Genomic DNA, 24,055 nt, shown 5'->3' with positions numbered 1-24,055 from the left:
TCTGGGTCGCCCCCTACCGGAACCGACCCCTGGAATTGGCCGACAACGGCGCAGGCGTGACACCGGCAAAAGTCACGACACCCTTCTACTCTACACGCGCCGGCAATCACACCGGGCTAGGTTTGACGGCTTGTTCTCATATGGTTTCGACCCCCAAGAGGAAGCTAAGCTCTTCATCAGCAGAATTCCCGACGCCGGCACAGTCGTCCATGTTAAAGTCCCTTATCATCCCCGCCGCTGCAACAGGCTAGCAGCCGACGATGACAGCAGCGGCCCGACAGCCGCGGCGGGGGTGCTAGTCTAAAGTCGGCCGCCGGGCCTGACGGGCAGGGGCATGGGAGCGGTCGCCGGCTGGGGGCGTATTACAGGCCCTTTAGGAACACTCGTCAGGCGGCTAGATGTCGGCTCCGCCAGGCGGGATCTTTTCGGAAAAGAGGAAGGTCGCTGGATCAAGTTTCAACGCCTTGGCGATCGCCGCAATCGTGTCCACGCTGATATTGCCGCTCGCGCGTTCCAGTTTCGTGAATGTCGCCTCTGCCACGCCGATGAGTTCGGCCATCTCATAGCGGTGCAAGGTACGTCGCTGTCGCTCAAAATCGATGACGTGCGCCAGCCGCTTGCGGATCGCATTGTCATCCAACCGATGCGCCCACTCCGGAACTTTCTTGCCGCCGGCGAGCAGTGCTGCAAAAGACAGTTGCAAGCCGTTTGCCATGATCTGCAGCGTCGTCAATGTGACATTGTTTTTCTGACGCACAGTCTGAATGTAGGTTCGATAGGCCAGTTTTTCGCCCTCGGCGGTCCGAAACAGTTCGGCCATGTGCATATGGGATAGGCCGCGTCTGGCTCTCTCCCGCTCAAGCGTCAGTGCAATGTTGGCGCGCAACGGGTTGTTGACCACGCCTCCGTCGTCTCGTTTCATAAATCGATGTAGTCGCACAAACCTGCCTTTTCGACCTGTCCTTTTTCGCGCGGATCATCCATAGTAAACTGTCAAATCTGCAGCGAGGAAAAGGCTATGACCATACTCAAATTCCTACTAGGGGGTGCCGTCGCCATCGCGGGCGCCGCAGCTCTTCCATCCCAATCAAAAGCGTCGGAATGGGGCTGTCAGGTCCTCCTATGTCTTTCCGGCGACTGGCAAGGCACCCCCTCGTGCCACCCGCCAATTTACAAGTTGATTGCGGCGATGGAAGCCCCGGGTTTTAACTGGCCGACCTGTCCCCAAGCAAACTCCAGCGCCGCGAAATACGAGAAGTATGAGGATTGTCCGTTTGGCTGGCAAGCAGTTGGCAGCTCCGAATCCGATCGGCCGGGCTTAGGTCAAGAACGGAACATCTGCCGCATCGCGGCCGATAGGCTCTCCTTGCCCGTTGTTTTCAAAAACAACGCCCTCGGCGGGCATCATGGAGTGGGATCACGTCCGGTCCAAATCGAAATCGACGGTAAGGTGGTCGCGGCAACAATCCAGACCGCGGGAAACGATCGAGGGCATTCCCTTGGTAATGGCCCCACCTACTACACCATCCCTCGACCGATGCGCGGAAAGCCCTGGTTCATCGAGTATGATGGCGCGAACGGCGTGCGCCAGAAAAGCTGGTTCAATCTCAACATGCCATGAGCCAGGCGATCACGCAGGACGAAGTACTATGAGGGTGACAATTCTGGAGGGTTGTAGTGTTCAAGGCGCTTCTTCTGTCAACTGTGATTATGAACACAGGCGCAGTATTGACGGCGGCAGGTCAGAGCGACAGGCCGCGCTCAAGCGTGGACAATCCTATGTGGCCCGCTTCACTGAAATGGGACTGCAAGACCGCTGCCAAAATCGTGTGTGAGCGTGATGGCAGTTGCTCGGTGGCTGAGGACCACACCGGATTTGTGCTGAACTACGGCAGCAACGAAGCTGAGTTCCCGGCCAGCAATGTCAGGATCAAACGCCACTATCAACAGACCGTGCAGGGGAGCCCTTTGCAGCAGGAAGTTAAAGTTGAACTGGCCGACAATCGCGTTCTTTGGCTGACGGCGGTGGATGCCAGCCGCACTTATTCGCAAGCGTGGGTCGGCGCACTGAGCGAGTTGAAGGGTGGCGCGGTACTGATGGAATCCGAGGGCGTCTATTGCATGCCGCACAAGTGAGTGCACCGAGAGGGGAGGCGAGCGAGCGAAGGCCGATATGGTCTGACTCGGGACGCCGGCGGTTAAGAAGAGTCCATAGTCGCCCGCCAAGTTTTAATCAGACGGTGAGATGGGGCCATTTAACATCGATCTGTCGATCTTAGGCTTAGAGTAGGCTTTACTGCTGGAAACTGATTGTAGTTCTGTCGATTGCAATCAGAAAGACTTGGAAAAAGTTCTATAAATACTTTGCTATGTTAAGAAATATTAATTTACACTGGTGAAAGTCGCATAATCTATCTTATGGAACTTGACGCTTATACAATGATGGCAGCTAGGTCCACAATATTCATTAGTTGTCCGGCGAGGACGTTGTTGGAGGAAGGACACGCGCCCTTCCCCGCCCCACAATGCAGCGCGATTTCGCGCGTCAACCTCCCGAACGTCGGATATCGGCAACCACCACTCGCTGAAGGCGCCAGAAACGGCCCAACTGGCCTGCGATCGGGATGACTGAAATGCGCCGATCGCGGACCGTCGGCTACCAGGTTCATCTGGCAGATAGCTGCATTTCAGCTATGGACCTGTCAGGAAGGGCGTTGCAGGCGCCGGAGCATTCAATCGTGATCAGACTCTCCGTCAATCAATTTCGCCACCGCGCTGAGAAGATCCTCGCGCAAATTAGAGGTGCCGATCGTGACGGCTTGGCCATAGGCGCCATCCATGAGCAGCGCGAGTTGATCGCCCAGGCGCGCAGGGTTGCGGGCTCCCATCGCTGTGCTCAGTTCCCGAAGCCGTTGGCGTACCGTCTGTTTGTTAGCGCAAGCCACTGCGGTGCCGGGATGAGTACGATCAGGAAATTCGATGGCCACGTTGATGAACGGACATCCACGGAAGGTCGGGCGCGAAATAAGTTCGACGATGCCAATGAATAGCGCTTCGACGACCATGCGGGGCGACCTCGCGTTCGCCTGCTCAATGTGATCCCACCATTGCCAAAACCGCCGGTCCTGCTCGGCCGCGACCGCCGCGATCAATTCATCCTTCGACCCGAAGTTCCGATAGAGGGTCGATTTTGCCACTCCCGATTTGGCGAGCACGGTATCGATGCCAATCGCACGTATGCCATCCTGGTAGAAAAGTTCGGTTGCAGTCGCGATCAACCGGTCGCGTGCCGAGGGCTCATCGCGTCGCGGTGCACCGCGCCTTGCAGTCACATTCATTCTTCCATCGCCGAGTGTTGACATAGGTACATAACTGTACCTATAAAGGTACCGGTCTGTCTGATTATAGCATAACGGGCTGGTTGCGCAAATCGACGTCATTTAAGGGGTAATGTCCATGACAACATCCGCCAGTGTTGAAGCAAACAAGGCTCTGGTGATGCGAGCCATTACCGGCGTTTTCGTTGATCGCAATCCGGATGTGGTCGACGAGCTGTTCGGCCCGGACTATCGACAACACAATCCGCAGATTCCGAACGGTACCGACGCGGTCAAGGGCCTGCTGAAGCAGTTGCCCGAGAATTTTGAATACAAGCCTGGTCTCGTGTTCGCTGAAGGGGACTTTGTCGCGGTGCATGGCCGATATGTTGGGTGGGGGCCGAAACCCATGGTGGCGTTCGATGTATTCCGCGTCGCGAACGGCAAAGTGGTCGAGCATTGGGACGTATTACAGGAAGAGGTGCCGGCGAGCGAAGCGGTCAACGGCAACCCGATGTTTCCGATAGGCCGCTCCTGACAGTCGCGTCGAAGCCTTTGCGGGACTTCGGACTAAGGCATTGTCTATTTCGGGCGGCGGCAGCGCTGTTCGCGCTGCTGACGGTGAGTTGGACATCCACAGCCCATGCAAACGAAGGGACCGGTACGTTGACGACAGCAAAATTGAAACAGGCGCTGTTGGGCGAGTGGGTTAGCTTTGCCCCTGAAGTGCGTCCGAGCGCGGCCAAGAACCCGGATGGAACGCTGAAGCCGTTCTATCTTTCTCGCGAATTCAAGGCCTCACCAGGCGATGCGTTCGAGTTGACGATCGTCAGCTACGCGGATCCGTACGGCAAAGCTCCGCTCGCGCGCATATACATCAAAGGCCACATGGCTTGGCAGGGCGACCACCCCATCGCCGCCGGGGCGCAGAAGGTCGACTTTACCGCCGATATGGCCTACGAGGTGACCCCGCTTCTTCAGGGCTTCGTCGACGTGCTCAACAAAGTAGCCGTCGACGGATACGTGCCTTGGGAAGTGGGCAAGACTCAGAGCATCTTCGGCAAGACCTTCGTACCGTTCGGTCTCGCCGCCGGAACGAACTTCAAGGAATACGACCTGGTTTACATCACCCATGACCTGCTGTTCTGGGGTGCGAGAAACATCGACGGCCGCGGCTTCGATACAGAAGAAAACCGCCCGACGAACCTGCAAATCCCCCTGGTGCGGAAGTAGGTTCCGGCCAGCGCGATTGATGATCTGGCCTGATAGGCTTGTAACCTCCCTGCGAACCACCTGAGGAGATCCCAACCGCTGTAGACGCTTGGATCTGCTGCCCCAGATGAGAGACGCTGTCCGGCCGTAGGATTGCTCCCGCGAGCCCTATCGAGCCGCTGGGGCGCATCCCTCCTGGCGGCCTCGTCGCGAACGGAGGCTGGAATCGATTGCTCAAATAGCCTATAAACCTCGAATCCTGCCATAGGCGCACCGCGAGGAACCGCAGTTGCGCCGGCTCGATCAACAAGGTGATGCTTGCGTGGGCCTCGACCTACAACGATCTGTCTGGCTAGTCGTTTTCCCCGGCTTTGAGCTGCTCGACCTGAGCGGTCCGCTTTGCGCCTTCAACCTCGCAACTTTCGCGCACGGCGCGAAGTACGAATGCAGCGTCGTTTCCGCGGGCGGAGATCTGGTGAATTGTAGTTCTGGCTTTGCGGTGATGACGAAGAGGGCGGTACGGTCGCGGCCTCCTGATACCTTGGTGGTCGTCGGCACCCCTCATGGGGAGCTCGTGTGCGGCAATCCAGAAACAGTCCAGCTGATACGGTCGTGTGCCTCGAAGGTCCGGCGGGTTGCCTCCATCTGCACGGGGAGCTTCGTTTTAGCCGCGGCCGGACTCCTTGACGGACGCCAAGCGACGACGCATTGGCGCTTCGCGGGAAGACTACGGACGAGCTTTCCGAAAGTGCGAGTAGCCGAGGACAACATCTTTGTCAGGGATGGCCAGGTATGGACGTCCGCCGGCATCACTTCGGGTATAGATCTGGCACTCGCGCTGATCGAGGATGATTTCGGTGCAGAGGTGTCCAAGGGGACGGCGCGGGACATGGTCGTCTACCACCGGCGGCGCGGTGGGCAATCGCAGTTCTCAACCATCCTGGAATTGGAACCGACATCTGAGCGGATCGGGCACGTGTTGAGTTTTGCCCGAGAGCACCTGTTTGAGGCTCTCTCCGTTGATCGCCTCGCTGAGATCGCCGGCATGAGCCCCCGGCAGTTCGCCCGCATCTTCCGGAAGGAAACCGGCGATACGCCAGCTCATGCGATTGAGCGTCTCCGCGTGGAGGCAGCCTTTCCGCAAATTCAGAATGGGTTCGAATCAATCGAAGTCGTCGCGCGCAATGTCGGATTTCGTGACATGGAGCGAATGCGCCGGGCGTTCATCCGCATCTTCGGGCTGCCGCCGCAGTCTCTACGGCGCACCGCGCGTGTGAACAAGTCGTGAGGTCCAAGCCGTCGATGCGAAGGCCGCGCTTGCCGATCAAGTCTCGCCAATAACTTGACGGATAGCGCCTGCGGCCAGGCTGCGTAACCGCTCCCGGGACCAGCCCGCGCGGGCGCGCAGAGCCACGCTGTGCAGGGTCGCGCCGAGCAGGGCGGCGACCAGCGGAAGCTCGTCCGGATTCGCCGATACCCGTCGTTCGTCCAGTTGTAGGCGGCTCAAGAACGCGGCGTCGATGCTCTCGAGGGACTGATCCAGAATGGATCGGCAGATCGGGTTGGTCAAAGCCTCTGCCGGCGCCGTGCAAATCACGAAGCAACCGTCTGGGCCGCCGCCCGTGTAGATGTCGATTGCCGCATCAAACGCCGCCCTGAGCGCTGAGCCGAGATCGTCCAGGCTGAGCGCCTCGCTCACACGCGCGTCCATCATCGCGGCGTACTGGGCCGCAGCCTTGGCATAGATCGCATCCTTGTCCCCAAATGCTGCGGCTAGGCTCGGCCGATTGAGTCCGGCCGAGCGCGCGATGCCGTCGAGCGAGACGCCGGATAGTCCCGTCGTCCAGATCTGCCTCTGCATGGCCCCCAAAGCGGTGGCCTCGTCGAATTTCCGCGGCCTCCCGCCGTGCTTCGTTTGTTTTGTGCCAACTCGCATAAAAAGCTTGCCTCGCTAGGTTTTATGCGAGATTGTACAAAACCATGAACGCCTTGGCGAGCCCTAATGTCTGACAGAGGCCTCGAGCTCGCAGATGGCGTTTTAGTGCCAGCTCCGACGTCCAACAAACAGTGTTGCAAGGAGGCAGCCATGACAGCGCGAAACGTACTCGATGAGAACAAAAGGCTCGTGGTCGAATTCTACGAACTCGCGATCAATCAACGGAAACCGGCGGAAGCAACTCGCAAATACATTGAGCTTCCCTACCGCCAGCACAATCCCGAGGTGCCCGACGGGCCAGACGGCTTTATTCAATTCATCGGCGGGATGCAAAAGCAGCATCCAAAACTAAAGGTCGCGATTTCGAAGGTCCTGGCCGATGGCGACCTTGTCGTGTTGCACGTGCACCTCACCCGCGAGCCTGATGACACCGGACTCGCGATTGCAGAGTTTTTCCGGCTCAAGGACGCGAAAATCATTGAGCACTGGGATGTGGTCCAACCCGTGCCAGCAACGACGGCTAGTGGCAATTCGATGTTCTGACCAAGCGTGACTTCATCGCACAGTTTCATGAAACAGCCCTTCGACAGGACATCTCATGCGACCTAGATTTGGCACCCTGGAATGGGGCGAGAGAATCAACGGCGTACTCACGCGGTCGGAACGATTTCATTTTCTGCGCAACATGGCGTTCCTCGCCGCACGGGAAGTGACTGACGTTATCCGATCCAAAGTAGGCCTCTTGAAACCGGTTGATCTTGAGCTTTCGGACTTAGCCCCGCCAGACACGCGCATGGTCAAAGATGCAGAAGAGTATGCCGGCGCCACCCATACGCAGGACCTGCTGACGCACGCCTACCGGACGTACTACTTCGGCGCGATGCTCGGTGCGTATTACAAGCTCAAATACGACAGGGAATCGCATTTTGCGGCCGCGGTTTTGCACGACATTGGCCTCACCGAGTCCCGGATTGCGCCCCTGAAACAATGCTGCTTCGCGGTGAGTGGTGGCCGTCAGGCACACGACTTTCTGCTCGACAGGCATCATCCGCCCGCGCAGGCGCAAGTCGTCGGGGACGCGATTTCGGCGCATCTCAATTTGCATGTGCCCGCTCGAGAGTACGGTGAAATCGCGTCCCTGGTGGCGAAGGGGGCTATCTGCGACCTGTTTGGTTTTGAGAGACGCAAACTGCCCGAAAGCTTCAAAAGCGACTTACTGCACGCTTATCCAGCGGGTGACATACGAGCAGCTTTGCAATCCGACCAAGAACTCGCAACCGGCTCCCGGCTTGATATCGGCAGGAAACTATTCGGGGGGCTGCCCGAGCGAATCTGGATTCACGACATCGAATAGGCTGTCAGCCATGCCCGACGTCACCGCTGAAGCTCACTATCGGGCGCCACCACAACAGAAGTGACTCTTTACGACGGAGATCAGCTCATGAGCGTTCAAGGCCATAACATCCGGGTCGGGAAAGCAGAGATTTACGCCGAAGAGCAGGGCACAGGCAGCCCCACTTTGGTCTTTCTCCATTGTTGGGGCGGCTCGCGCCGCACCTGGTCAGAAGTCATCGGGCGGCTCTCCGACCGCTTCCGCTGCCTCGCCGTTGATCTGCGTGGCTGGGGCAAGTCCGAGCACCATGCTGAGGATTACAGCCTCTCTGCTCAGGCGGATGATGTTGAAGGTGTGATCAATGCGCTGAACTTGAAGGACTTTGTTATCGTGGGACATTCCATGGGTGGCAAGATCGCCCAGATGGTGGCGGGCCGGCGGCCGCAAGGCCTGCAGGCGGTCGTCCTTGTCGCCCCTGCCCCGCCGACACCGCTCCTCGTTCCGGACATCCAAAAGCAAATTATGCTCACCAGCTATACGACGCCCGAGGGCATCGGCGATGCTCTCAAAGTCATCAGCCTTCGCCCATTGACGCTCGCGCAGCGTCTACAGATTACCGAGGACTCTCTCGGGGGCGCGGAAGCCGCCAAGACCTCATGGATCGCGCAAGGCATGCCGCTCGACATCTCCAAGCAAGCCGCCGACATCAGCGTGCCGGTATGCGTGATCGTCGGATCGGCGGATCAGGTGGAGAAAGAGGCCGCTCTGCTCGAGGCGATACTTCCATTGCTGCCCCAGGCCAAGTTCAAGGTCATTGAGGACGTCGGACACCTTTCGCCCGTTGAAGGGCCCGGCGAGGTGGCCCAGGCGATCTCTGAGTTCCTTGCGGACTTTCCGCCCTGATCGGCAGCGGCTCGCGCAACGGCTGGGCTCTCGCTAGCGCGAGCCGTTCAAAAAGACTTCGCTATGCGCCACAAATAGCTCCGGATATTGAAAAAGCGACGCGTGGCCGGAATCCGGATAGATGATCAACTGCGCCTTTTGAATGCCCTGTGAGAGCGTATAGGCGTTAATGGTCGGGATCATGATGTCGTGATTTCCGTTCACAACGAGGGTCGGCTGGGTGATGTCCTTGAGTTCCGAATACCGTTCTCCGCGTACCTCCAGCCAGGCGTTGATGGCCGCCCTCTGAGCTTTCATCGTCTGTGGCGAACTCGGTGGATCCACGTCATCTTTCCGCTGATGACGCCGCTCCCAAAAGGCCTTGCCCGCGGCCTGGCTCGCTTCCGATGGACGGAAAAAGAGATACAGGAACGCCTCGAGGCTGCTTTCGCCGGTCCTTGGATCCGTCGATGCCCCGTATTCGCCGACTTTCGGGTCTTGCGACGGCTCCCCACCGCGCGGGCCGGTCCCGACGAGCACCAGACGCCTGACAACCGCAGAGTGGCGCAGCGCTAGTGCCTGCGCGATGTAACCGCCGATGGAGAAGCCAAGAACGTCGACCCGCGAAAGCCCGAGTTCGGCGATAAAGGCGGCGGCATGGTCGGCCATTGCCTCGATCGTATCCGGGGTTTCGCCGCTCGAAGACGCAACGCCGGCGTTATCGAACAAAATAACCGGCCGGTTCGCGGCAAATCCGTCGGTGACCGCTGGATCCCAGTGATCCATGCCGGCACGAAAGTGCGGCATAAAGACTAGGGGCAGCCCGGTCTCCTGCCCGAACCGGCGATAAGCAAAACGAATTCCGCCCGCCTCTACGAATTGGGTCGGTGCCGTGACGTGTGTGTGTTTCATGCGCTGAATGCCTTCTGATTTCCGGTCACTGATCAAACGGCGCGGCCGACATGATCTGCGATGCCGTCGGGATTGGCTGACCGTGCAATGTGCAGCCCGCGGTGCGCGCGATGTCGTCGGTCCAGGTTAAGATCTGAACGGCGGGATTATTCCGGCAGTGCTCGACCAACAAATTTCGGAATTCGGATTTGAAGTTCATCCGCGGATATTTTTCGAGCATTTCCTCGACCAATTGCGGTGGCACCTGATCGAGGCCTAAGCCCAGGAAATCGAGGCCGGCCCCGAGGTGGACCAACGCGATTTCCCCGGCCAGCCGGGTTGGGATCCCCGGGGACGTGTGCAGCGCGATTGCTTTCCAGACGATATCGGCGCGCTCCGGCGATACCTTGTGCCTTTCGCAGAACTTCCGCGCAGCATCCGCACCATCCACCTCAAACCGGTTGTCGCGGCGATAGGGAGGAACTAGCCCCAGATCGTGTAAAACTGCGCCGCAGAACGCGGCTTCTTCGTCAACCACGACGCCGCCGATGCCTCTGACAGCGAGACTGCCGAATATGTAGGTCCGAAGACAGTGAGTGCAAAGAAACTCAGGCGAGCTCGATTCGAGCAAGTCGATCGCGGCATTGCACAGCATCGTATCCGGTATTGGAATGCCGGCCACCGATTTCAAACGTGCCAAGGTCATGGCGGGATTCCTTTTTTTTAAAATACTTAAGCTAGGCCTGCGTCATCCACCCATCGACGCTCATCGCAGCCTGCCGGAGCGCCTCCGATCCTGTGGGGTGGGGATGGCAGGTTCGGGCGACATCCTCGCTGTCGGCATGAAATTCCATCGCAAGGCATGCCTCGCCAATAAACTCGCTCACCTGCGGACCGATCATGTGCACGCCGAGAATGCGATAATCGTCGGTGCTGGATATGACCTTCACGAAGCCCTCGCCTTCGTGCTGCAGCTTGGCACGGCTATTGGCAGAGAAAGGGAAGCGTCCCAGTTTGTAAGGCCGGCCGCCCGATTTCACCTGGTCCTCGGTCAGCCCGACCCAGGCGACTTCAGGACTCGTGTAGATCACGCTGGGGATGATGCTGTAGTCCACGCTGCCGGCCAGGCCGGACAGCACTTCGACGCACGCAACTCCTTCGTCTTCGGCCTTGTGGGCCAGCATGGGACCAGCGGTGACGTCGCCAATCGCCCAGACCCCTAGCGCCGATGTCGCGAAGTTCTGGGTCGGAATGAAACCACGGTCGTCGAGCGCCAGGTTTACTGTCTCCAGGCCAAGGTCACCGACAAAGGGCCGTCGGCCGACTGCAACAAGCACGACGTCCGCATTGACCGTTTCCTTGATGCCGTCCTTGAGGCCCTCCAAATCGACCGATACGGTAGCGTCGTGCGCAGTCGCCCTGAGCACTTTGGTGGACAGCCGGAACGCGAAGCCCTGTTTCTCGAGCATTTTCTGACACGCTGAAGCGATTGCCGCGTCGGCGCCGGGAATGATGTGGTCGAGGAATTCAACGACCTGGACCTCAGCGCCCAGACGGCGCCAGACGGACCCAAGCTCGAGGCCAATGCTGCCCGCGCCGATCACCAGCAGCTTCTTGGGGACCTCGCGCAACGTGAGCGCAGCGGTCGAATCGACAATCCGCACTTGATCGACGGTCACACCCGCCAGCGGGGTTGGAATGGACCCGGTGGCGATCACCACGTGCCGCGTCGTCAGCTGGATATCCGAGCCGTCAGGTTTGCGCACCTGGACCTTGCCCGGCCCCGCAAGCCGGGCCCAGCCATCGATCCGATCGACCTTGTTCTTGTGGAAGAGGAACTCGATGCCGTGGCCGAGCGCGTCCACGCTGGCCTGTTTCTGGACCATCATGGTCGGGAGATCGAGTTCAGGACTCACCTTTATGCCGAAGCCCGCGAACTTCGTTCTGGCCAGGTCGAACAGCTCCGAGGCGTGCAACAGGGCTTTCGAGGGAATGCAACCGACGTTCAAGCAGGTGCCGCCCAGCACGGCTGCGCCCTCGACGCATGCCGTCTTCAGACCAAGTTGTCCGGCACGGTTGGCGGCGGTGTAGCCACCCACACCGCTGCCGATCACCACCAAATCGTAGTTGGTCGCTGCGTTGGGCGGGGCTGCTCCCATGGCCGCCTCAATACTCGAACCACCCCGCCAGCTCTCGATTCTTCGCCTCGGTGAAGGGCGAGTAGAGGTGCTCGATCGCGACGTCGGGTGGAGAGATCAGGATCGACTTCAAGTGCGACAGCGCGTCAAAGCCGTACTTTCCATAATAGTGGCCCATGCCCGCGGTCCCGGTCCCGCCGAACGGCATGGTCTCGACGAACAGGTGGACGTTGACCATGTTCACCGCGCCGCCGCCGAACGAGAGCTGGCCGATGAAGCGGTCGATGGTCTTCTGATCCTTGCTGAAGATGAACCCCGCCAGCGGGCGGCCGGGCTTTGCCATACGCGCCATCGCCTCGTCGAAGGACTTATAGGTCAGGATCGGCAGGATCGGACCGAAGATCTCGTCCTCCATGATTTTGTCGTCCCAGGTGATGGGATAGAGCAGTGTCGGATCGAGGTAGTGCGCGTCACGGTCCGACTTGCCGCCGGCGATCACCTTGCTGGGGTCAATGAGGCCGGCCAGACGATCGACCGCCCGCTCATTGATGACGCGCGAATAGTCGGGGTTGGATTTCGGATCGTCGCCGAAGAGTTCGATGAGTGCCTTCTTGGCCTCCGCCACGAACTGCTCGGCCACCGACTCATGGACGTAGGCGAAACCGGGCGAGGTGCACCATTGGCCGCCCCAAGCCATTGCGCCCCAGACGATCTTCTTGGCCGCATCGGGCACGTTGGCGGTTTCGTCGACCACGGCCGGATTCATTCCGCCGAGCTCCAGCAGTACCGGCGTCAGGGTTTCGGCGGCCGCCCGGGCGACGATCTTGCCGACGAAGGTACTGCCGGTGAAGAAGATGAAGTCGTTCGGCAGCTTCAGAAGTTCGGTGTTCGTCTCCTTGCCGCCGGGCACTGCGGTAACGGCCGCGGGGTCGAAATATTTCGGCACCAGGTCGAGCAGCACGGCGGTCGTCGCCGGCAGCGCCTCACTCAGGGTGAGGATGCAAGTGTTCCCCGCCGCCAGTGCCGCCAGCGCAGGACGGATCAGCAGCAGCAGGGGTCCATTGAACGGACCAATGATCAGCGCGACGCCGTAGGGCTCGCGATAGACCATCCCCTTGTGGCCGGTCTTGGCCAGGAACTTCGGCACCGGCGCTTCCTCCGGCGTCATCCATTCCTTGAGCTGCATCTTTTGCACCTCGGACTCGCCCGCCGAGGCCTGGGTCTCGAAGATGTATTCCTGGGAGGCGGTCTTGAAGTCTTTGGCCATCGCCTCCTGGAAGCGGGCCTCGTTCTCACGGATCATGCGGGCCATACGATCGAGCTGGTCCACCCGCCACTCGTAGGTGCGGGTTGCGCCCGAGGCGAACAACGCCTTCTGCGCCTCGAAGATGTCCTGGAACTTGTTCATTGGTGCTCTCCAGAATCCATTTACAAAGCACTCGCTTTGATCGCGTTGATCGCTGTGTTGTCCCAGTAACAGTCCAGGTGCGTTATTTTGCCGTCCGCGTTGTACCGGATGATGTAGGCATGGGCGATGCGATCGACCTCGCCCTTCTTGACGACGCCAGGGACGTCGGCTGGCATCGTCCCGCCCAGCAGGGCCTGCGCCGTGACGGCGTTATCTTTGCCCTCGATCAGTTCGACGATCTCGACTCCGAAGTCCGGCACCGCCTGCGGGAAGCCGCGCCAGATTTGTTCAAGGCCGCCCCGGATCGGCATGGCGCTGTTCTTGCCGTAAGGAAGGTACCGTCCCTGTGCGCCGTCAGCGCAAAGCGCCAGCATGCCCTCGACATCATGAGCGTCGTAGGCGGCGAAAAACCTTTTGGTGATCGCGTTCAGATCTGGGTGGTTGCTCATGATACCTCCATGGTGAGAACCATCCGGAAACGCGCCTTACCGGACATCATCTTGGCGTAGGCCTCCGCGGCCCGCTCGAGCGGCATTGTCTCGATCATGGCGGCGACATCGCTCAAGGCGCTGAACCTGAGAGTCGCATCACCAGCCTTCGGCGTCCCCGTCAGGGCGCCATCCACACCAAGTTGCTTGAACAGCATCTCGAACGCCGACAACTCGATGGGCTCATCGGTTGCGCCGAGCGAGATCACCACGCCACCGCGCCGCAGGCCTCCGAGAGCGGCGGCGACCGCCTTGCCGCCCGAGGCGGTGGCCAGCACCACCTGCGCCCCGCCTCGCTCCTGAAGCGCCTTGGCGACGTCGGTGGTTGAGCTGTCGATATAGTGATGCGCGCCGAGCTTCGCCGACAGCTTGGCGCGGTCATCGCCCCGGTCGATCGCAACGACCTCAAAGCCCATGCGGCGCGCGTACTGCACGCCGAGGTGACCCAGTCCGCCGACGCCGAACACCGCGACGAGGTCGCCAGCGCGCGCCGGAGAGTTGCGCAGCGCGCTGAACGTGGTGAGTCCGGCGCACAATAGGGGCGCAGCAGCAGCGGCCGAAAGATCCTCTGGCACAGCGATCAGCCCGCTGGCCTTGGCGATCATCATCTCGGCGTAGCCGCCGTCGTGCTGCACGCCGGTATAGCCTTGGTTGATGCAGTTCACGAGGTCACCATCGCGGCAATATTCACAGTAGCCGCAGGCACCGCCGAGGAAGCCGACGCCGACCCGTTTGCCGACGCTCCAGCCTTCGACCCCTTGGCCGACGGCATCGATGCGTCCGACCGCTTCGTGGCCAGGCACCCTGGGCCACTGGATCGGCAAGATACCTTCAACCGTCGCTGAATCAGAATGGCAGACGCCACAGGCCTCAACACGAACTCGGACATGGCCCGCAGGCGGATCGACGATCGGCAGGTTGGCGAGCTCCAGCTTGCCCGGGCTTACCGCCTGCACTGCCCTATAGGTGGATTTCGACGCAGCCATAGTCCCCTCCCATGGATTTGGTTCGGCCCCAAGCAATGCAGCGGAAACCTGCCGGCGTGCGGTCGAAAAGCTCATGCGATGTCACGCGCCTTAATGGACGTGCCACGCGAGCAGCTGTGCGATAATTTTGGAACGCCACGATAGCGCTCCGCCGTTTCAGTCCAAAGGTCGTATATGAGTCACTTTGGGACACACGCTGTTGCGTGTCGCTTCGACCCCCTTTGGTCGGCGCAGGCTTGCCGTTCAAGCCAAGGAAAATTGAAGAAAGCTCCACATCTAAATGCCTGAATTGTAATGTTATACGATAACAATAAAGCATCATTAGATGAAAAGGCAAGTATAAGTATGAAACTACATTATAGCGCATGCCCCAATTAGTTATTGCAGGAGCCTCGAGAGTCTGGGAGACTACGCGCGCCACTCCCAGCTGGGAGTGCTCAACATAGACGGCTGCCTCGGCTTGGACTTTCATGGAGCGTAGTTTCAATGAACCCTGACAAGCAGCTTGCCGAAATTCCGGCCCGCCAGCATGCCTACGAAAGCGTTCGGAGCTGCCTCCAGACCGTCGACGATTTCCTCCCGATAACGAATGTCGCCGGACTTCACCAAGGGTCCTACCTCCTCAAGAAAGGCGTCATAATGCTCGGTGGCAAACTCCGCGTTGATGAACCCCCTGATTAAAACACTGCGCCGGAGGACAGTCTGCATCACTTCTGCGGACGTTGGACCAGGGGGCGATTGTGCGGCGTTGTAGTGGGCGATCAGGCCGCAAACAGGGACGCGGGCGTATCGATTGAGCAGCGGCAGGACGGCATCCCAAACCGGGCCTCCGACATTCTCGAAATAGACATCGATGCCGTCTGGACAGGCCCACGCCAAGGCATCTGAGAGCCGACCAGAATTGCGATCGATAGCAACGTCAAATCGGAGTTGATCACGGATGTAGGCGCACTTAGCCGCGCCGCTCGCGATACCAATCGCTCGTGCGCCGACCCTCTTGGCGAGCTGGCCAACAAGAGAGCCGACAGGCCCAGTGGCTGCGGCGACGACCACGGTCTCGCCGGTGCTGGGTCGACCGATTACACGCATACCCGAAAAGGCTGTGAAGCCCGGCATGCCAAGAACGCCTAAGGCGGTTGTAGGAGCGTTACCCCTCGTTTCGACTCGACGCACGGTTTCGGGAGCCACGGCGGCGTGGGTCCGCCATCCGATCTTCGCCTGTACAAGTTCTCCCTGGCGATAGTGGGGATGGCGCGAAGCAAGAATTTCGGCAATTACCTCCCCCTCCATTACCTCCCCAACCTCGACGGGTGCTGCATAGGATTCGGCAGCGTTCATCCGACCGCGCATGTAGGGGTCGAGTGACAGATATTGTGTGCGGAGCAGGAGCTGCCCTTCGGCGGGGCTGGGAACCGCTCCAGTTTCCAAGCGGAAATTGTTCGGTACAGGCACGCCCTTAGGTCGCGAAGCGAGGACGATCTGGCGATACTGTTCCAATCTGGTTTGCCCCCGTGTGGTGCTTTCCAAGTTGGGAAGCAAAGTTTTTGAGGAACGGCGAGGACTCCTGGAGCCTACGGCCGATGGTTCCGCCCGCCAAGGTCGGAGATGCCTCGATTTAAGCCACGCTGGGGATGGCGGGAATCGAGGTTTTTCTGACATTGAGCCCATCAAGCGGTGCGGTTAGATTCTCCGCCAAGTTTGGCGCCTTCACAGTCGCCGCCCGGGCCGCGAACTGAAGAGGCGAGAGCGACTAGCCCGTCGACCAGGGGACCGCCATGCTTCGCGTAGGGTTAGTTCTGCCCGCTGGCTTCAACGTGCTGACCTACAGCACAGTTGCGACCTTCGAAACCGTGAACCTCATTTCGGGGGAAGAGCTTTACAATATCAGCCTTCTTTCCGAACTTGGCGGCCCGGTCGCGAACTCCTTCGGTTGCATAACAAATACCGAACCCCTGGACGCCGGACCTTTCGACACGCTGTTGGTGGGATCCGGTGTGTGTTGCACACAGCCGAGCCCGGCGCTTGCTGCGTTCCTCCAGGAAGCCTCGAGAAAAACGCGACGCATAGCGTCAATGTGCCTATCCGCATTTGTGCTGGCTGAAGCCGGGATCCTTGACGGAAGGCGGGCCACGACGCATTGGGCTTGGGCGCAGGAACTCCAGGTGCGTTTCCCCAAGGTTAAGGTCGAAATGGATCGCATCTTCATAGCGGATGGCCCAGTGTGGAGCTCCGCGGGGATGACCGCCGTCGTCGACATGGCTCTCGGCCTTGTCGAACGGGATCTGGGAGCCGATCTCGCTCGCGCCACCGCGAAGATGATGGTCGTTCACCACCGGCGGGCAGGCGGACAGTCGCAGCATTCGGCGATGCTTGAACTCGACGCAAAGTCCGACCGCGTTCAGGATGCGCTTGCGTTTGCAAGGAAGAACCTTCGTGGGCCGCTGACGGTCGAACGACTCGCGGAAGCCGCAAGGCTGAGTCCGCGCCAATTCACGCGTGTGTTTCGCCTCGAAACCGGCCAGTCGCCGGCGCGCGCCATCGAGAACCTGCGCCTCGAAGCCGCGCGGTACATGCTGGAGCAAGGGCGGCTGCCCATCGAGGAAATTGCAAGGGAAACAGGCTTCGGCGACCGCGAACGAATGCGCCGCAGTTTCCTGCGAAGCTACGGGCAGACGCCCCAAGCGATCCGGAACGTTTCGCATCCCCTCGCCCAGCTATAGGAAATCGCCTGACATCGTCCGCCAGAAGCTGCTGGCTATGGGGGGCTGCTGGGGAATCTGAACCGCGGCAGGAGCGCCGTCGCCACGAGGCAGATTGCTGCGCCGACAGCAGCGGCCACAAAGCCATCTATGTAGGCGAGTACGGCTGCCTGTCTGGCCACGGCAGAGGCCAGCAACCTAGTCGCCTGGGCTGAGGCGATCGCAACATCCGAAGTATGCGCGCTGACCGCGGCGCGAAGCAGCGTCAGCCGATCTGCCGTCAGGACCGATAGACCGTCAATGTGCTGACCGATCAGGTTGGAGTGGATCTGAGTGCGTTGACGCACAAAAGTCTGCATGAAAGCAGTGCCGATCTCGCCCCCGAACAGCCGGCTTATCTGAAGAAGGGCACCGATCGTCAACACGTCCGCCGGGTTGATCGACTGCACAATAAGGACCACCAGCGCAGTAAGTGCGAATGACTGCCCCAACGCCTGCAACAGCTGGGATGGCAGGAAGTCGTCCGTCGCCCAAACACTGGTCAACTGGGCCGCCATCAGACAGGCGATACCGACCAGGGTGGCTCCGGCCGCCAAAACCCAGCGGGCATCCGCACGCGCGAGCAGGAAGCCGAGCGGGAGCACAATCGCGAACTGCGGCAACGCGATCCACAGGAGTACGGCGCCCACCTGCAGCTCACGAAAATCCTGCACCGCCTGAAGATAGCTTGGAATAATGTAGCTGGTTGAGAGGATGATGAACCGATAGCCCGCAAGCAGGAGCAGCAGCAGTACGAGATGATGCTGCAGCAGAAGGCGTAGATTGATGAAAGGAGCCTGCGCGACGAAAAGCTCACGCACGACAAAAACCGAGGTCAGCACCGCGCCGGAAACCAGCAATCCGTTGACCAGACCGTTGTTCGTCCAGTCTAGCCGGTTTCCTTGATCGAGGCCCGCGTAAAGCAGGCTGAAACCAATGCCCGCATAGGCCAATCCAGGCCAGTCGAGTCTGGCGACCAGGTCGGTCTTGACCTCCTCGCGGGGTATTCCGATGAGGACGCAGATAAACATCAACGGCAGCGCCAAGCAGTACTGCCAGTTGATCCATTGCCAGGTCAGATTGTCCGAGTACCAGCCTTCAAGCGACGCGGCTACATTCTGCGACAGCTCGGAGTTCATCGCGTAAACCGCAAGTCCGTAGACGATCAGCCGGGATGGCAGATTGCGCGCGATGAAGCCGACTGTGAGGGGAATGAATGTTCCAGACCCAATGCCGGCCAAGAACTGCATTGCCATGAAGGCTGAAAGGTTGGGGGATAGGGGCGCCAATGCGCTCGCCGCGAAAAAGACGACGATTCCCCCCAGCAATACCCTCCGAATTCCGAGGATGCCGCCGAGATAGGGGCAACACACACCGATCATCATCTGGCCGATGCCGAAACTCGTCGTCATCCAGGCGCCTTCGTCAAAACCGAAATGCAGCGCCCCACGCAGGTCGGCAATACCGAGCCCCGTTACCCGTGTGCCGAGGACCGACATAATGGATCCGAGCAAAACGCCCAGGATGCCGATGTAGGGTCTCACCGATGCGGCACTCATGCGCATCGGCGCCGGGCCTGGGGGCTGTAATGCCTTGCCGACGGCGGTGATCGGTGCGGATGTCAGGTTCATGGCCGAAGCGCCGGCGGCGATGCAGGGTCTCCAGTGTCGATACGCGCCTCCACCGACATTCCTGGACGCACCAGGGTCCCAAGCGCCGGATTGCCGTCGAGCACGATTTTGACCGGTACCCTTTGCACGACCTTCGTGAAGTTGCCGGTCGCGTTGTCCGGCGGCAACAGTGCAAAAGTGCTGCCGGTCCCCGGTGACCAGCTTTCTACATGCCCGGTGAGGGCCAGGTCGGGGAATGCATCGACAGTGATGCGCGCCGGCTGGCCAACGCGCACGTTCGTCATCTGCGTTTCCTTGAAATTCGCCACCACCCAGATTTTGGGAAGCGGCATGACGGCAATGACCTGCGTCCCGACGTTGACGAACTGACCGGATCGAACAAGCCGCTGGCCTACCAGCCCATCGGCGGGAGCCAGAATGCGCGTGTATCCGAGATTATTGGACGCCAGCTGAACCTGAGCCGCGGCCGCTTCGCTTTGAGCCTTGATCTGGCGTTCTTGGATATCGAGGCCGGCCAGAATAGCCTTCTGCTGGTCAAGCTGAGCCGTATTGATTGCTTTCTGAGCCACCGCGCGCTTGGCGTTGGCATCGGCCTGTTCGACTGACTGCTGCGTCCCTGCCGTGCCGCTATTCAGGAGCGTGTGCTGGCGCTTGGCCTCCAGCTCGTAGCGCACCACATCGGCCTCGGATGCCTCGATGTTCGCGGCAGCCTGCCGAACCAGCGCCCCCTGCACGTCCTTCTGGTTGGCGATGTTGGCGAGTGTGGCTTGCGCCGCCTCCAGGTTCGCCCGCGCTAACGCGAGTTGCGCTTGGTAATCGGACGCATCGATCTCGGCGATCAGCTGGTCCTTGCGTACTGCCTGATAGTCGTCGACGGCCACCTGCGAGATGTAGCCTGCGACACGGGCCGCCAAGGGCGTCAGGTCGCCGGCGACAAAGGAGTTGTTCGTCGACACAAACCGAGCCGATCCGGTCCACCGGTCCCAGTTGCTGGCGACGAACCAAACTAGCCATACGGCAGCGACCAGTACCGCCACGCGCAGCATGGTGAAAAGCCAGCGCCAGCTCCGCCGGTCTGCTTCCGCGGCGTCTCCAGCCTGCCCACTTGTTCCCTCACTCATTGACTGCCCCTACAGGTCTTCGATGAAGCAAATCCCTTTGTGCCGAAACTTGGTCGAGGATGTCGCTCACGGCGCATTCGCGCCAAGGACATTAATGCAACCATTCGGGACACGAACCGCCGATCGGCCGGCGGCGCGGCCACTTAGGTTGGCCTCGTAACCTGAGTGACAATTCCGGCTGTCTAGGCGGTATTCCGACGGTCGATCCAGGTGAGGATATTGGCAACCGTATCCTGGTAGAACCGGGCGTAGAGGTCTCGCGCGACGTACCCGATATGCGGTGTGGCCAGGACGTTCGGCAAGCTACGGAACGGATGCCCGATCGGCAGCGGTTCCTGTTCAAAAACGTCGAGTGCCGCGCCCGCTATTTTGCCGGCCTGAAGTGCATGGATGAGATCGGCCTCGACCACGATCGGCCCGCGCGACGTGTTCACCAGCCGCGCCGTGGGCTTCATCAGTCCCAGTTCGCGCGCGCCCACCAACCCCAGCGAACGCCCGCTAAGGACAAGATGGATGGTGACGATGTCCGACCGCTGGAACAGCTCGTCCTTGCTCACCAGGCTTGCATCTGCCTCCGCGGCGCGTGCCGCGGTCAAGTTCTCGCTCCAAGCGATGACCTGCATTCCGAATGCGTTGCCTATCCGCGCGACCGCGCTGCCTATCTTGCCAAGGCCTAATATGCCTAGGGTGCGCCCGGCCAACTCATCTCCGACCGAGAGCTGCCATCCGCCGGCGCGCAAAAACGCGTGTTCTGCGGCAAGGTTGCGCGCCGAGGCCAAAATTAGCGCCCAGGTAAGCTCAACGGTCGCCGTCGCGCGATACCCGGTATGGATGACTTCGATGTTGCGCTCGGCCGCGGCATTGAGATCGATCGATGCATTCCCCAGCCCCGTCGACGCGATCAGGCGCAGATGGGGCAAGCGCTCGATGATTTCGCGCGTCAGCGGCGTGCGCTCTCGCATTACGCATACCACGTCGTAAGGTTGCAGTCGGGCAACGACGTCGTCGGCGAGCGCAGCGTGATCATGGAATATCGTCACGATTGCCTTTCCCTCGAGCACCGACCAGTCGGCGCTCGAGAAGGCGGCGTTCTGGTAGTCATCAAGGACAGCAATTTTCAGCAATGGATTACCTGGCACCATTTCACGCTCCGTAGATGTACCCCTGCCTCCTTCACGCCTTGTTCCGATCTGCCGAGGCTCGCTGGAAAGGCATCACCAGCGTCTTGCTGTGTCCTAGCACCCTATCTCCCCTCTTCGTATGTCGAAGAAGAGTCGATTTCTACCATGTTTTCCGGACGGCAGAGTTCGAGGATTTTTAACCTCACGCCAAAATGGCGGTCTGGCACATGTCCGTCGCCACACTGCGAACGCGCACCTCGTCGGCGCGCAGCGAATCGAGGACCAGATCCTCGAACCGCCGCCGCCCCCCTTTTTATCCATCACGGCCGCCATCGTTCTCATCTCAGCTCTCCACTTCGTGGTCCACGGCTCACCTGCCCGTTGCAAGAAGAGCGAGCGGATCGATGCCTGCCTTGATCTCCTTGAAATTTTCACCGCTGCATATGCAGGCGCGACCTAGGCCGCTCCGACTGCAACCGCCTCCTCAAAGGCACCATCGATGACATCTTGAGGGGGGGGTCGATGGCGTAGTCGCCGCTGGTAGTCACTTCGGCGAGGCTGAATTTCATTCCTGTCATGGACAGCGCAATCCAAGCAGGGGGCGCAAGCTTGCGTCTTTCCCAGACCTGCTACTATTTTGACCGCCTCTGCGGCAATTCGAGCACCTCGACCAGCGAGTCGGTAATCGCGTAATAGTTGAATAGTCCGCCCCCTTCGCCGCGAGCCTTAGTCGCGCAAGCGGCGTCTCTTGTTCCGGCTGCTCTAAGAAACTACGGCCTTGCAACTAGTTATGCGCGATGTCTGCTTCTGGGCGGCGGCAAAGTTTGCCTGTGTGGCTGATATGCTGAAGGGTTTCGGGTGCCGTCAGGCGTACGAAAGTCTCTCATGCAGGAACTGCGGGCCGCAGACGATTGCCTATGGGGATTTGTGCCTTGGGATGTGCCAGCGCCTATCGCGGACTTCCGCAGGCGCGAACATCTTCGATCGAAATTTTCAGCCAGGAAACCGGTCGCCGAACATCGGTCGCCCGCTTTTCGATTCGACCTCGGTCGCCTCGTCCTGAAGCACGTCCCAGTGCTCGGCCAAGCGACCGCCCTCCATCCTGACCACGTCAGCCGCTACCCAGGCAGCGGGCTGGCCGTTGCCCCTGAATCGGCCATAGACGATAACGTAGTCACCCTCCGCCAAGATCAGCTGGTGTTCGTAACGCAGAGTGTCAGGCGAACTGCGGATCAGGTCGAACAACCCGTCGCGGCCGGGCTCGATGTGAGCGCTGTGCTGGATGTAGCTCGCTGACCAAAAGTGCGCAGCGGCTTCGTAGTCGCGCTTGTTGAACAGCGTGTCGAAGGCCTCCAACACGAGCGCCTTGTTCTGTTCCGGAGTGGTCTTGGTCACATCATTCTCCTCATTCTTCAGGTCGGTCGGTTAAGCGCCGAGCTGTGTCGGCGGTTGAAGGAATGGCCGGCGTATTCACGCTCATCCCCAGCATCGCGATCAAGCCAATCGTGACGAGGCTGAGCAGGGTGATAATGCCGGCTCCGAGGTCGACTGCGAGACCAAGCCCTCGTTGCGTGGCGATAGCGCCGAGTACGACCGCTACGATGCCGAGCGACAAATAGGCGAACAGATAGACGGCCGAGAGCACACCACCGCGGCGCTCAGTGGCGACCGCGCCGTTGATCAACGTAAGGCCGCCAAGGAAAAGCAGGCTGTAGCCGACACCGCTCATTGCCGTCGCGGCGAGGAAAATCCACAACCCGTGCCATGCGACGGAAAGAGCGAGCAGCCCCATGCCGACGGCGGAGGCTATCGCCCCCAGCATCATCGCTGGCCGCGGACGAAGGTCCCGGGCGACGATCCCGAGAACGCCGGACGTGATCGCGAAGAGTGAGAGCGCAGCACCATTGACGAAAGCGTTGGGTGAACCGACCAGGTCACGGGCCACTTGCCCGCCGAGCGACAGGATCAGCACGCCATGGGTATAGGCCGTCGTCACCGCAATCGATGCAAGCGTGAAGGCCGGCCGCAATCCGGGCGGCAAGGATGGAACCTTCGGACGCCAGCGGCTGGACGCTTGGCCGCCGACATGGCGAGGCAGGAACCAGGTGGCGGCGAACAGCAGCGCGATCAGGGCGAACAGGACCCAGAAGCTGAGATGGGTGGGCCACGGCGCGTATTGCGTCAGCGCGCCGCCGAGGAGCAAAGCCGCGACGAAACCAAATGCCTGGGCGGCGGCTGTGATGGATGCGGCCCGCTTCGCCTGTCCCTCGGCGCTGAACTCCACCATTGCCGCCGTCGAAGGCCCGGCGGTTAGGCCGACGCCAACGCCCATGACGGCACGACCAGCGAAGAGCCACAATACGTTAGGCGCGACAGCGAACAGGAACGCGCCGATGAGCGATGCGCCAAGTCCCAGCAGCATCGTCGTCCGGCGGCCGATATGGTCGGAGATGTCCCCGAAGAGGATAAGGATGGTGACGACGACGATGGGATAGATCGCGAATATGCCGGTCGTTACCGTATGGGTCAGGTGCCATTCCTCGGCATAGAGTTGGTAGGTCATGGCCGGTGCGGCGCTGCTCCAGAAGGTATGAACGACAACGCCTGCCGACACCCAGAAGCTCGCCTGTCGGCCGAGTGCCAAAGGTCCGGACCTTACAGTACGGTTTGATGACCTTTCTCTTCGGACGACTGACATCGGCACGCTCCTGGCGCTGGCGGAGAGGCTTCAGAGCTTCGAGCCGCCGTCGACCCGGATGGTGTCGCCGCTGATCCAGCGCGCGTCGTCGGAGGCGAGGAAGGCGACGACACCGCCGATATCGTCCGGCTCGGCGGAACGTTTCAGAGCCTGGA

Annotated in this window: 25 protein-coding genes; 9 read left to right on the top strand and 16 right to left on the bottom strand. The window is 60.3% G+C overall.

Translation table 11 applies throughout. The features are described from left to right. Positions 1–394 precede the first annotated feature (394 nt). Positions 395–901: a helix-turn-helix domain-containing protein gene (locus B5V02_RS02350; protein WP_245445619.1), complete on the bottom strand. Its 507-nt coding sequence runs from the start codon at positions 899–901 to the stop codon at positions 395–397. 117 nt (positions 902–1,018) lie between these two features. Here B5V02_RS02350 and B5V02_RS02345 point away from each other — a divergent pair, with 117 nt between their 5' ends. Beyond that, positions 1,019–1,621 (top strand): hypothetical protein, encoded by a 603-nt coding sequence (locus tag B5V02_RS02345; RefSeq protein WP_111542651.1) that lies wholly within the window; start codon positions 1,019–1,021, stop codon positions 1,619–1,621. Positions 1,622–1,677: 56 nt separating this feature from the next. Beyond that, entirely contained in the window at positions 1,678–2,136 is a 459-nt protein-coding gene (locus B5V02_RS02340; RefSeq protein WP_111542650.1) for a hypothetical protein, read from the top strand. A 596-nt stretch (positions 2,137–2,732) separates the two neighbouring features. On the opposite strand, the gene B5V02_RS02335 is transcribed toward B5V02_RS02340, so the two are convergent. After that, a complete protein-coding gene (locus tag B5V02_RS02335; RefSeq protein WP_111542649.1) occupies positions 2,733–3,338 on the bottom strand; it encodes a TetR/AcrR family transcriptional regulator in 606 nt (201 codons plus the stop codon). A gap of 118 nt (positions 3,339–3,456) precedes the next feature. Between B5V02_RS02335 and B5V02_RS02330 the strand changes: the two genes are divergently transcribed. The 3 genes from B5V02_RS02330 to B5V02_RS02320 all read left to right on the top strand — a co-directional run bounded on the left by B5V02_RS02330 (position 3,457) and on the right by B5V02_RS02320 (position 5,817). Further along, positions 3,457–3,855, top strand: a complete 399-nt coding sequence (locus B5V02_RS02330) for a nuclear transport factor 2 family protein (protein ID WP_111542648.1) — start codon at positions 3,457–3,459, stop codon at positions 3,853–3,855. A gap of 128 nt (positions 3,856–3,983) precedes the next feature. Then, positions 3,984–4,550, top strand: a complete 567-nt coding sequence (locus B5V02_RS02325; RefSeq protein ID WP_111542647.1) for a hypothetical protein — start codon at positions 3,984–3,986, stop codon at positions 4,548–4,550. 268 nt (positions 4,551–4,818) lie between these two features. Beyond that, positions 4,819–5,817 carry a GlxA family transcriptional regulator gene (locus B5V02_RS02320; RefSeq protein ID WP_111542646.1) on the top strand — a complete coding sequence of 333 codons (999 nt, stop codon included), beginning with the start codon at positions 4,819–4,821 and terminating at the stop codon, positions 5,815–5,817. 36 nt (positions 5,818–5,853) lie between these two features. On the opposite strand, the gene B5V02_RS02315 is transcribed toward B5V02_RS02320, so the two are convergent. Further along, positions 5,854–6,390 (bottom strand): TetR/AcrR family transcriptional regulator, encoded by a 537-nt coding sequence (locus tag B5V02_RS02315; RefSeq protein ID WP_167458338.1) that lies wholly within the window; start codon positions 6,388–6,390, stop codon positions 5,854–5,856. 225 nt (positions 6,391–6,615) lie between these two features. Here B5V02_RS02315 and B5V02_RS02310 point away from each other — a divergent pair, with 225 nt between their 5' ends. From B5V02_RS02310 to B5V02_RS02300, 3 genes are all read left to right on the top strand, one after another. After that, positions 6,616–7,008: a nuclear transport factor 2 family protein gene (locus B5V02_RS02310; RefSeq protein WP_167458337.1), complete on the top strand. Its 393-nt coding sequence runs from the start codon at positions 6,616–6,618 to the stop codon at positions 7,006–7,008. 55 nt (positions 7,009–7,063) lie between these two features. Continuing rightward, entirely contained in the window at positions 7,064–7,819 is a 756-nt protein-coding gene (locus B5V02_RS02305) for an HD domain-containing protein (protein WP_146606004.1), read from the top strand. Between the two features lie 87 nt (positions 7,820–7,906). Further along, positions 7,907–8,701, top strand: a complete 795-nt coding sequence (locus B5V02_RS02300) for an alpha/beta fold hydrolase (RefSeq protein ID WP_146606003.1) — start codon at positions 7,907–7,909, stop codon at positions 8,699–8,701. A 33-nt stretch (positions 8,702–8,734) separates the two neighbouring features. Here the strand turns inward: B5V02_RS02300 and B5V02_RS02295 are convergent, their stop codons facing one another. The 7 genes from B5V02_RS02295 to B5V02_RS02265 form a co-directional block, all read right to left on the bottom strand. After that, positions 8,735–9,592, bottom strand: coding sequence for an alpha/beta fold hydrolase (locus B5V02_RS02295; protein WP_111542641.1), 858 nt, complete (start codon positions 9,590–9,592; stop codon positions 8,735–8,737). A gap of 25 nt (positions 9,593–9,617) precedes the next feature. After that, entirely contained in the window at positions 9,618–10,277 is a 660-nt protein-coding gene (locus B5V02_RS02290; RefSeq protein ID WP_111542640.1) for an HD domain-containing protein, read from the bottom strand. 31 nt (positions 10,278–10,308) lie between these two features. Further along, the gene (lpdA, locus tag B5V02_RS02285) at positions 10,309–11,730 is read right to left on the bottom strand and encodes a dihydrolipoyl dehydrogenase (protein ID WP_111542639.1); all 1,422 of its coding nucleotides are present in this window, start codon (positions 11,728–11,730) and stop codon (positions 10,309–10,311) included. Between the two features lie 7 nt (positions 11,731–11,737). Then, a complete protein-coding gene (locus tag B5V02_RS02280; protein WP_111542638.1) occupies positions 11,738–13,117 on the bottom strand; it encodes an aldehyde dehydrogenase family protein in 1,380 nt (459 codons plus the stop codon). 20 nt (positions 13,118–13,137) lie between these two features. After that, a complete protein-coding gene (locus B5V02_RS02275) occupies positions 13,138–13,566 on the bottom strand; it encodes a nuclear transport factor 2 family protein (RefSeq protein ID WP_111542637.1) in 429 nt (142 codons plus the stop codon). After that, complete coding sequence (locus B5V02_RS02270; RefSeq protein WP_111542636.1) at positions 13,563–14,591, bottom strand: alcohol dehydrogenase catalytic domain-containing protein; 1,029 nt, start codon at positions 14,589–14,591, stop codon at positions 13,563–13,565. The genes B5V02_RS02275 and B5V02_RS02270 overlap by 4 nt, the downstream gene beginning before the upstream one ends. 483 nt (positions 14,592–15,074) lie before the next feature. Then, on the bottom strand, positions 15,075–16,088 hold the full coding sequence (locus B5V02_RS02265; protein ID WP_245445617.1) for an NADP-dependent oxidoreductase: 1,014 nt from the start codon (positions 16,086–16,088) through the stop codon (positions 15,075–15,077). Positions 16,089–16,366: 278 nt separating this feature from the next. Here B5V02_RS02265 and B5V02_RS02260 point away from each other — a divergent pair, with 278 nt between their 5' ends. Continuing rightward, a complete protein-coding gene (locus B5V02_RS02260; protein ID WP_111542635.1) occupies positions 16,367–17,311 on the top strand; it encodes a GlxA family transcriptional regulator in 945 nt (314 codons plus the stop codon). A gap of 35 nt (positions 17,312–17,346) precedes the next feature. Here the strand turns inward: B5V02_RS02260 and B5V02_RS02255 are convergent, their stop codons facing one another. The 6 genes from B5V02_RS02255 to B5V02_RS02230 all read right to left on the bottom strand — a co-directional run. Further along, a complete protein-coding gene (locus B5V02_RS02255) occupies positions 17,347–18,960 on the bottom strand; it encodes an MFS transporter (RefSeq protein WP_111542634.1) in 1,614 nt (537 codons plus the stop codon). Continuing rightward, positions 18,957–20,081, bottom strand: coding sequence for an HlyD family secretion protein (locus B5V02_RS02250; protein ID WP_208647033.1), 1,125 nt, complete (start codon positions 20,079–20,081; stop codon positions 18,957–18,959). Before B5V02_RS02250 ends, B5V02_RS02255 begins: the two co-directional genes overlap by 4 nt. A 182-nt stretch (positions 20,082–20,263) precedes the next feature. Then, entirely contained in the window at positions 20,264–21,223 is a 960-nt protein-coding gene (locus B5V02_RS02245; RefSeq protein ID WP_208647032.1) for a D-2-hydroxyacid dehydrogenase family protein, read from the bottom strand. A 972-nt stretch (positions 21,224–22,195) separates the two neighbouring features. Beyond that, complete coding sequence (locus B5V02_RS02240; protein ID WP_111542631.1) at positions 22,196–22,597, bottom strand: nuclear transport factor 2 family protein; 402 nt, start codon at positions 22,595–22,597, stop codon at positions 22,196–22,198. A 10-nt stretch (positions 22,598–22,607) separates the two neighbouring features. Further along, positions 22,608–23,816: an MFS transporter gene (locus tag B5V02_RS02235; protein ID WP_167458336.1), complete on the bottom strand. Its 1,209-nt coding sequence runs from the start codon at positions 23,814–23,816 to the stop codon at positions 22,608–22,610. Between the two features lie 114 nt (positions 23,817–23,930). Then, positions 23,931–24,055, bottom strand: a 125-nt coding sequence (locus tag B5V02_RS02230) for an SDR family oxidoreductase (protein WP_146606002.1), incomplete at its 5' end; no start/stop codon positions are given.

The organism is Mesorhizobium kowhaii (assembly GCF_003253745.1).
GTDB classification, from domain to species: domain Bacteria; phylum Pseudomonadota; class Alphaproteobacteria; order Rhizobiales; family Rhizobiaceae; genus Mesorhizobium; species Mesorhizobium kowhaii.
Note: the sequence above shows the minus strand (reverse complement) of the source record. Positions and strands in the feature narration are given on the sequence as shown.